Genomic DNA, 8,346 nt, shown 5'->3' with positions numbered 1-8,346 from the left:
CTATATATCAGATGAAAAAGATGATATACCAAAAGATTTAAAAGATATATTTGATGAGTATTTTCTAAATAAAAAAGACATAGAGCGCTTTGATATGTTTTACATGCCAGAAAGATATCAAGATATTTATAAATACCTCAAAGAAAACGTAAAGTTTGGACAAGTGATAAGCTATAAGGAGCTTGGCGATAGACTTAATTTGCATCAAAGGACGATAGCCACCGCTATGAAATCAAACCCACTTCCTATATTTATACCTTGTCATAGAGTGGTGTTTAACGGCTTTTACAAAGACAAAAATCACATAGGTGGTTATAACGCCGGTGTGGATGTAAAAGCGTTTTTGTTAAGACACGAAAGCGTGTTGTAGATATTTTCTATATCCTCTAAGGATAGTTCCTCTGCTCTTTTAAAAGCGTATTTATCTTCTATACTTAGCTTTTGTTTTAGCATCTTTCTTTTGTTTGAGAAAAGCTTTTTCAAAAATTCCATATAATCTTTTTTTGGAAAAGAAGGGGTTTGTTCTTTTTTGTTAAAAACTATCACAGAGGACGTAACCTTTGGGACAGGGTTAAAGAATCTACCTGGTACGCTAAAAGCGTAAGATACTTCAAAATATGTATTTACATAAGCCCAAAGCCAGGATTTATCTTTGGAGTTTGAGACAAGCCTTTCCCCCACTTCTTTTTGAAGCATAAAAACCATTTTTGATATGTGCTTTTCTTGGTTTATCATGTTTATGAGTATGTTTGCATACATGTTGTAAGGAAGGTTTCCTATGATTTTTGCTTTTTCGTATGCTGATAAATCAAGCTTTGAAGCATCTATATTTATTAGTTTTGCATCCTTATACTTTTCTTCCAAAAGCCTAAAAATGTCTTTGTCAAGTTCTACCAAGATAAGCTCTTTTTTGGGCTTTTGATATAAAAACTCTGTTAATGCCCCAAGACCTGGCCCTATTTCTATAACTACATCATATTCTTTTACATCTAGGAGTTCTACTATAGAGTTTGCTATATTTTTTGATTTTAAGAAGTTTTGACCGAAGGATTTTTTAGGTTTTAACATTAAAAATGTTGCAAAGGTAGTTAAAGGGCTCTTCGAAAAGTTGATACTCTTGATGCTTTTGATATTTTAATATAAGTTCAAGGGATTTTTTTATAAGTTCATAAGGTTTAAAGTCTTTTGAAAGTAAGTTTATAGACTGGAATCCGTTTATCGTGTGTATTACATCTTCTAAGATACCTTCCATTACCATGTCAAACTTGTTTTCTTGATAAAACATGCTTCTTTGCATATTGTTTTGTAGGCTTTTGGCTAAAGCTATTATTTTTAACCATGTCTTGACTGTATTTTCCCAGTGATCTTTTGGTAGGTTTTGAAGCTCAATCGTTATATAACTTATAAGATACTTTGCTACGTAGTCTGAGGCTGTCCTTTCACTTATAAAATCGTTAGACTGATAAGCGTCTTCGTTTTTGATAAGGTTTGTTAAATCTTTTTTCACCGTTTTTGCTCTCAAAGAGCGGTGCTATTGTGAGCACCGCCATTAATTTTTTATTTTAGCCTAGTTTCTTTAGTTCTTTAGATGGTCTCCAAACAGCTGTGGTTCTTGCTGGTATTTTTATTTCTTGACCAGTCTTTGGGTTTCTACCGGTTCTGGCTTTTCTGGTGCTAACTGTGAAGGTGCCAAAACCTGGTATAGTGGTTCTTTCTTTTTTCTTTAGGCTTTCTGCCAATGCAGCAAATACAGCGTTAACACATTTTTCAGCCTTTGCTTTTGTTATGTCAGCTTGCTGAGCCACATAACTAACTAATTCTGTTTTTGTCATGGTAAACCTCCTTTACGTGTTTTCAAATTACTATTATATCACTAAAAATCTTGCTGTCAAGATGTATAAAAGAAAAATAAAAAATATTTTTTATAAGAGATACTTATATTAGAATATCCATGCTGGCGTTTAACCATTTAGAGGAGTGTATGATGGCCCCAGAGGATATATAATCAGGTCTTGTCTTGGCATACTCTTCTATGTTTGATTTGTTTATTTCACCTGAGAGCTCTATCTTTATAGAAGATTTTTCCCTTACAAGTTCTATTGCTTTTTTAGCATCTTCTACAGTGAAGTTGTCTAGTAATACAAAATCTATATCAAGACTGATAGCCTCTTCAAGTTGCTCAAAATTGCTTACCTCTACTTCTATCTTGTAGGCCATAGATAGATGTTTTCTTATCTCTTTTACGGCTTTTGATATGCTACCGTATAGATTTATGTGGTTATCTTTTATCAACACCATATCGTAAAGAGCAAACCTATGATTAGTCCCAGCTCCAGTCCTAACGGCGTATTTTTCAAAAAATCTATATCCTGGTGTGGTTTTTCTGGTATCAAGAAGCTTAACCCCAAAATCTTTTATCTTATCCACCATAAACTTTGTCTCTGTAGCAATACCAGATAAAGACTGTATAAGATTTAAAGCTACTCTTTCACCCATAAGAAGCGCCTTTGCACTTCCAAAAAGCTCCATTATTATATCTTTTTTATCTACAAAATCCCCGTCTTTGGCTTTTAATACTATATCTTTAACTCCTAAAAGCTCAAAAACCCTTTTTGCAAAAAAGATACCACTTACAACACCAGCTTCTTTTACTTTTATAAAACCCTTGGCGTTTAAATTATCGGGCAACGCTGAGGAGGTTATATCCCCCCAGCCGATATCTTCCTCTAAAAAGCTTTTTATAGCTTCATCTATTTTTAGCCAATTCATCAAAGGGTTTTAAGATTTTGCGTAGCTGTGAAGTCCTGGGAAATACAAGTTTATCGCAAAGAAGCATATCAATATCGCTATAAAACCTATAACTACCATCCAAGCCACTTTAGGACCCTTCCAACCCATCATATAACGAGCGTGTAAGTAAGCTCCAAAGAAAAGAAGCACTATCAAAGCCCAAACTTCTTTTGGGTCCCAAGACCAATAGCCACCCCATGCTTCATCAGCCCAAGCAGCACCTAGTATGATAGAAGCTGTCCATATTGGAAATACTATAGCCACAGATTTGTAGGCTATTTCATCTAAAACGTCTTCTGGAGGCAATTTTGCTTTTATACTGCTGGGTGCATAATATTTTATAAGGTAAAACACGGCTGCTGCAAAAGCCACCGTAAAACCAGCATAACCTAAAAATGCCGTTAACACGTGTATGTAAAGCCAGTAGCTTCTTAAAGACGGCATAAGAGGTTCTATATTGGGATCGGCTTTTAGCATGGCAAAAAGGTATATACCGCTTATAAAGAAAGCCACCACGCTGCCCATTAGCTTGTAGCCATACTTTTGTTCTATGTAAAGATAAACAACACCCACTATGAAAGACCAAAAGGTGAGAGCTTCAAAAAGGTCTGTCCAAGGAGGATGGAATAGCCCCATTTTGTAGCTATCTAGCATTCTTGCTATCATAGCTGATAAGTTAAGCATGACTGCCAAACTCAAACTTCCAGTAGACAGCTTAGAGAATAAGTTGTTTCTTAAAATAACAAAAGCAAAATAAACAAAAAACGATACGGCGTATCCAAAGAAAGCAAGCTTATAAAGAAGAAGGTTGTTAAGACCAGAGAGTCCTAAAGCCAAAGATATGCCAACGCCCGTTAAAGCATACCATACGTAAGATGGTATATGAAAACTCTTTGAAGATTCAAGTTTAAGTTCTCTCATAAAAGCTCCTTAAATGTTGGATAAGCTTATTTTAAAGCTTTTCTGTGAAGTTTTCATGATTTTCTAAAAAATATCTTACATCTTCTATAATCCAATCTGGAGTTGATGCACCTGCGCTTATGCCTATAGTTTCTGCTCCTTCTAACCAAGATGGATCTATTTCGTCTTTTGTTTCTATATGATAAGAGCGCTCGTTTAAAGATTTGCTTATTTCGAAAAGCCTTTTGGTGTTCCCGCTATTTTTACCACCTATTATTATCATAACATCCACTATGGGGGCAAGCTCATATATATCGGATTGGCGTTCTTCGGTGGCGTTACAAATAGTGTTTATCACCTTTAACTCTTTTACTTTTTTTAAAAGCTTCAAAACTACGTTTTCAAAAAATATTTCATTCTGAGTGGTTTGAGCTACTACTCCCACTCTATCTTCTTCTATATCTTCTACATCTTCAAAAGAATCCACTACTTTGTATCTGCCTTTTGCTTCCTCCAAATACCCTATTGTCCCGTGGACCTCTGGATGGTCTTTTTCACCCACTATTACTACGAAGTAGCCTTCTTTTGCAAGCGATACAACGGCTTCGTGGACAGCCTTTACATATGGGCAAGTAGCGTCTACAACCTTAGCAAACGTGTCTTTTAAAAATCTTTCCTTTTCTGGCGATATACCGTGAGAGCGGACTATTACTGTGGCATCTTTATCTATGTTTGTATCGGTGGCAGTTTTTATACCCATGTCGGAAAGTCTTTTTACTTCTTGAGGATTGTGTATTAGAGGTCCAAGTGTATAAACTCTATAATGCTCTTTAGCAGCTCTTTCTGCAAGCGTTATGGCTCTTTTCACGCCGTAACAAAACCCTGCGTTTTTTGCAATCAATACTTTTGGCATAGATTAATGGTATTTAAAACTAAAAGTATTGCAATGAAATTACTCATTATGATATATATTACATATCATATATAAACAAATGTAAAGAATATTTACTCATTGCTAATAATTACGTTTATGTTGCTTAAAAACATAAAAAACGTTAAAATATTTGCATGGAAACTAAGAAATTTTATAAACCATTACAGGCGTTAAGTCATCCTCTGGATGTAGTGAAAAATTTCACACCCAATTGGTTTACCCTTACGATGGGTACAGGTATAGTCGCTATAGACTTGCACAACTCCCCTTATCACTTTCCTTATATGATACCTATCACTAAGTTTATATGGGAGCTAAACATAGTATTTTTTGCCGTGATTTCGCTTCTTTTTATAGCAAGATGGGTATTTTTCTTTGAAGGTGCCAAAAAAATGCTTCATCATCCAGTTCAATCTATGTTTATAGGTGCTATACCCATGGGCTTTGCCACCATAGTAAACGGTTTTATATTGTTTGACGGCAACCTTCATGCTCATTTAGCCTACTATCTTTGGTGGATAGACGCGGTACTAGCTATAATAAGTGGATTCTTAGTACCGTTTTATATGTTTACAACCCATGAGCATAGCTTAGACAAGATGACTGGCGTATGGCTTTTACCAATTGTTCCATCAGAGGTTACAGCTGCTTCTGGTGGTTTTGTAGCTTCTCACGTTGATCAAATTCATGCTCAGTATATGATTTATACAAGCTACATACTATGGTCTTTGTCTGTCCCTCTTGCTATGAGCATATTGGTTATTTTGTTTTTTAGATTGGCAGTACATGGTTTGCCGTCAAAAGATATGGCAGTTTCAATATGGCTAACGTTGGGGCCTATTGGGACCGGTTCTTTGGCAATGTTTTTACTAGGTCAGGCATCTTCTGGAGTGTTTTACGGCACTGAGTTTGAGCTTTTTTCAAGGCTTTTCTTTAGAGTAGGTTTTATGATAGGCATGCTTTTGTGGGCTTACGGCCTATGGTGGTTTGTTATGGCTATAATGACTACGTTAAAATATCTAAAAGAGGGGTTGCCCTTTAACATGGGATGGTGGGGATTTACGTTCCCGTTGGGAGTGTTTACGGCTGCTACCATTCAATTGTGGATTTTCACAGGTTTTGAGTTTGTAAAGATATTATCAGGCATAGAGATAATAATGCTAACTACTTTTTATACGATAGTTATGATAAGAACTATGCAAGGCATATGGCATGGTTCGTTATTTAGAGCTCCTTGTCTGTCGGCTGAGACTGGCCTGCCTATAAGATAAAATGTTAAATCCAAAAATCTAATTTATGGTATAATATTGGCTTAAAACGATTTTTGGAGGTCAAAAGCCATGAATATTCAAGAGTTAGAGAAGCTCTATACCCCTAAGAAAGAGTATCCAAAGTTTAAAGTAGGTGATACCGTAAGGGTAAATTACAAAATAAAAGAAGGTGATAAAGAGAGGATACAGGGCTTTGAAGGTATAGTAATAAGAATAAAAAATAAAGGCCTAAACAAGATGTTTACAGTAAGAAAGGAATCTTACGGAGTAGGTGTAGAAAGGACGTTTCCATACTGCAGCCCAAACATAGACAGCATACAGCTAATAAAATACGGTAAAGTAAGAAGGTCAAAACTATACTTCTTGAGACAATTAAAAGGTAAAACTGCAGCACGTAAGATAAAAGAGATTAAACCATGGGAAAAAGAGGCCCACGAAAAGCTCAAACAAGAAGCCAAATCCAAGAAATCCTAATATACGAACATCAATTTTTGAAAAGGGGCTTAGCGTTGGCTTGTATAGATGAAGCCGGTAGGGGCGCTTTGGCCGGCCCTTTGGTGGTAGGTGCGTTGTTTGTGGATGATATAAGCGTATTCTACGAACCAGAGTGCTCTTTTATAAAAGGTGATTCAAAGAAATTAAGAGAAGAAGATAGGTTTTTGGCTTTTGATACGATAAAAAAATATTTTAGATACAGCATAGGCATAGCCACTCATGAGGAAATAGACGATGTTGGTATCACAAAAGCCACAAAACTAGCCATGAGAAGGGCTTTGGAAAAGCTTAAGGGTTTTGATGTAGTTTTGTCAGATTTTATAAACTTAGAAGATTACGATTGCATACCAATAGTAAAAGGTGATGAGAAGAGTTTTTCTATAAGGCTTGCCTCATTGGTAGCCAAAGCCACCAGAGATACTATGATGAAAGAATACTCTTTGATTTACAAACCTTTTAGCTTCGATAAGCACAAAGGATACGGCACGAAGGAGCATATCCAAGAGATAAAGGCTTTTGGACTTTCTGATATTCATAGAAGAAGTTTTTGTTATAATATTTAGTTTAAGGAGGTTTTTATGAGAGTAAAAGGTAGCTCTTCCAAAAAGTTTAGGAAGAAAGTTTTAAAATTAGCAAAGGGATATAGAGGCCAAAAAAGTAGAGTTTACAGAAAAGCTAAGGAAGCTGTTATAAGAGCGCTAAAATATCAATACAGAGATAGGCGCCAACGTAAAAGGCAGTTTAGAGCACTCTGGATAGCTCGTATAAACGCAGCTTGCAGAGCCAACGGCATGACTTACAGCAAATTTATAAACGGTCTTAAAAAAGCTGGTATAAATCTAAATAGAAAATCTTTATCGCAGATAGCAATACTTGATCCTCAGGCTTTTAAAGAGCTTATAGAAAAAGCAAAACAGCATGTTGCTTGATAAAGATTCTATACTAAGGGAGCTAAACGAAGAGTTAGCTTCCGTTTCCTCTTTGCAAGACTTAGAAAAATTAAAGAGCAAATATCTAGGTAAAACAGGTGTTGTAAAAGAGCTTGCAAAAGCTATAAAAGATATTCCACCAGAAGAAAGAAAAACCTATGGAAGCCTTTTAAACGAGCTAAAAGAAACTGTAGAAGAGCTGTTTTCTCAAAAGTTTTCGTATTTTAAAAGCTTAGAAGAAAGAAAAAACTTATCAAAAGAATTTGTGGACCCTACACTTCCCACTACAAACCAGATAGGTAGCCTTCATCCTATTACCCTCACCCTAGATAGAATACTATATATACTAAAGTCTATGGGGTTTTTAGAGCAGCAAGGCCCAGAGCTTGAAAAAGAAGAGTACAACTTTGATATGTTAAATATACCAAAATATCATCCAGCCAGAGATATGCAAGATACCTTTTATGTAAACAAAGAAGGTTACGTTCTTAGGACTCACACCTCTCCAATACAGATAAGAACCATGCTTTCTAATAAACCACCGATATATATAACTGCACCTGGTAAAGTTTATAGAAAAGATGACGATCCTACCCACTCACCGATGTTTTTTCAGGTTGAAGGTTTAGCGGTAGATAAGCATATAAATTTAAGACATCTAAAGTATGTTTTAGATACTTTTTTGCAGTTGTTTTTTAACAAAAGCCTAAAAACCAGATATAGAAGTTCTTACTTTCCATTTACAGAACCATCCTTTGAAGTGGATATCCAGTGTGTGATATGTGAAGGAAGCGGTTGTAGGGTATGTAAACAAACGGGTTGGCTTGAGGTGATGGGGTGCGGAATGGTGCATCCAAACGTCTTAAGAAATTGTAATATAGACCCATCTTTATATACGGGCTTTGCTTTCGGAATGGGCGTAGAACGTCTTGCAATGCTTTACTACGGCATAGACAACATAAAGTTGTTTTACGAAAACGATGTAAGATTTTTAGCTCAGTTTGAACAATAAAATGGATAATAAAAA

The 8,346-nt window shown here is 35.7% G+C and carries 12 protein-coding genes; 6 read left to right on the top strand and 6 right to left on the bottom strand.

Annotated elements, in window-relative coordinates; all coding sequences use genetic code 11:
* Nucleotides 1–370 (top strand): methylated-DNA--[protein]-cysteine S-methyltransferase (locus ACP5S8_RS00400; protein ID WP_461875262.1); only part of this gene is annotated, 370 nt, incomplete at its 5' end.
* On the opposite strand, the gene rsmA is transcribed toward ACP5S8_RS00400, so the two are convergent.
* From rsmA to ispH, 6 genes are all read right to left on the bottom strand, one after another.
* Nucleotides 313–1,068 (bottom strand): 16S rRNA (adenine(1518)-N(6)/adenine(1519)-N(6))-dimethyltransferase RsmA, encoded by a 756-nt coding sequence (gene rsmA / locus ACP5S8_RS00395; RefSeq protein ID WP_461875261.1) that lies wholly within the window; start codon nucleotides 1,066–1,068, stop codon nucleotides 313–315. The genes ACP5S8_RS00400 and rsmA overlap by 58 nt on opposite strands.
* On the bottom strand, nucleotides 1,055–1,507 hold the full coding sequence (locus ACP5S8_RS00390; RefSeq protein ID WP_461875260.1) for a hypothetical protein: 453 nt from the start codon (nucleotides 1,505–1,507) through the stop codon (nucleotides 1,055–1,057). The genes rsmA and ACP5S8_RS00390 overlap by 14 nt, the downstream gene beginning before the upstream one ends.
* A gap of 55 nt (nucleotides 1,508–1,562) precedes the next feature.
* The gene (locus ACP5S8_RS00385) at nucleotides 1,563–1,832 is read right to left on the bottom strand and encodes an HU family DNA-binding protein (protein ID WP_461875259.1); all 270 of its coding nucleotides are present in this window, start codon (nucleotides 1,830–1,832) and stop codon (nucleotides 1,563–1,565) included.
* A 103-nt stretch (nucleotides 1,833–1,935) separates the two neighbouring features.
* The gene (nadC, locus tag ACP5S8_RS00380; RefSeq protein ID WP_461875258.1) at nucleotides 1,936–2,769 is read right to left on the bottom strand and encodes a carboxylating nicotinate-nucleotide diphosphorylase; all 834 of its coding nucleotides are present in this window, start codon (nucleotides 2,767–2,769) and stop codon (nucleotides 1,936–1,938) included.
* 9 nt (nucleotides 2,770–2,778) lie between these two features.
* Nucleotides 2,779–3,711 (bottom strand): c-type cytochrome biogenesis protein CcsB, encoded by a 933-nt coding sequence (gene ccsB, locus ACP5S8_RS00375; protein ID WP_461875257.1) that lies wholly within the window; start codon nucleotides 3,709–3,711, stop codon nucleotides 2,779–2,781.
* A 31-nt stretch (nucleotides 3,712–3,742) separates the two neighbouring features.
* Nucleotides 3,743–4,603 (bottom strand): 4-hydroxy-3-methylbut-2-enyl diphosphate reductase, encoded by an 861-nt coding sequence (gene ispH / locus ACP5S8_RS00370; RefSeq protein ID WP_461870334.1) that lies wholly within the window; start codon nucleotides 4,601–4,603, stop codon nucleotides 3,743–3,745.
* 155 nt (nucleotides 4,604–4,758) lie between these two features.
* Between ispH and ACP5S8_RS00365 the strand changes: the two genes are divergently transcribed.
* The 5 genes from ACP5S8_RS00365 (at nucleotide 4,759) to pheS (ending at nucleotide 8,331) form a co-directional block, all read left to right on the top strand.
* The gene (locus ACP5S8_RS00365) at nucleotides 4,759–5,895 is read left to right on the top strand and encodes a TDT family transporter (protein WP_461875256.1); all 1,137 of its coding nucleotides are present in this window, start codon (nucleotides 4,759–4,761) and stop codon (nucleotides 5,893–5,895) included.
* Nucleotides 5,896–5,964: 69 nt separating this feature from the next.
* Nucleotides 5,965–6,369, top strand: a complete 405-nt coding sequence (gene rplS, locus ACP5S8_RS00360; RefSeq protein ID WP_461875255.1) for a 50S ribosomal protein L19 — start codon at nucleotides 5,965–5,967, stop codon at nucleotides 6,367–6,369.
* Entirely contained in the window at nucleotides 6,312–6,953 is a 642-nt protein-coding gene (locus ACP5S8_RS00355; protein WP_461875254.1) for a ribonuclease HII, read from the top strand. The genes rplS and ACP5S8_RS00355 overlap by 58 nt, the downstream gene beginning before the upstream one ends.
* A gap of 15 nt (nucleotides 6,954–6,968) precedes the next feature.
* A complete protein-coding gene (rplT, locus tag ACP5S8_RS00350; protein WP_461872066.1) occupies nucleotides 6,969–7,319 on the top strand; it encodes a 50S ribosomal protein L20 in 351 nt (116 codons plus the stop codon).
* The gene (gene pheS / locus ACP5S8_RS00345) at nucleotides 7,309–8,331 is read left to right on the top strand and encodes a phenylalanine--tRNA ligase subunit alpha (protein WP_461870339.1); all 1,023 of its coding nucleotides are present in this window, start codon (nucleotides 7,309–7,311) and stop codon (nucleotides 8,329–8,331) included. The genes rplT and pheS overlap by 11 nt, the downstream gene beginning before the upstream one ends.
* The last annotated feature ends 15 nt before the right edge of the window (nucleotides 8,332–8,346 follow it).

Origin of the sequence: Hydrogenobaculum sp. (assembly GCF_049967395.1) — a bacterium.
Classification (GTDB): Bacteria; Aquificota; Aquificia; order Aquificales; family Aquificaceae; genus Hydrogenobaculum.
The sequence above is the reverse complement of the archived record's forward strand: the minus strand, read 5'-3'. Positions and strand labels throughout refer to the sequence as shown.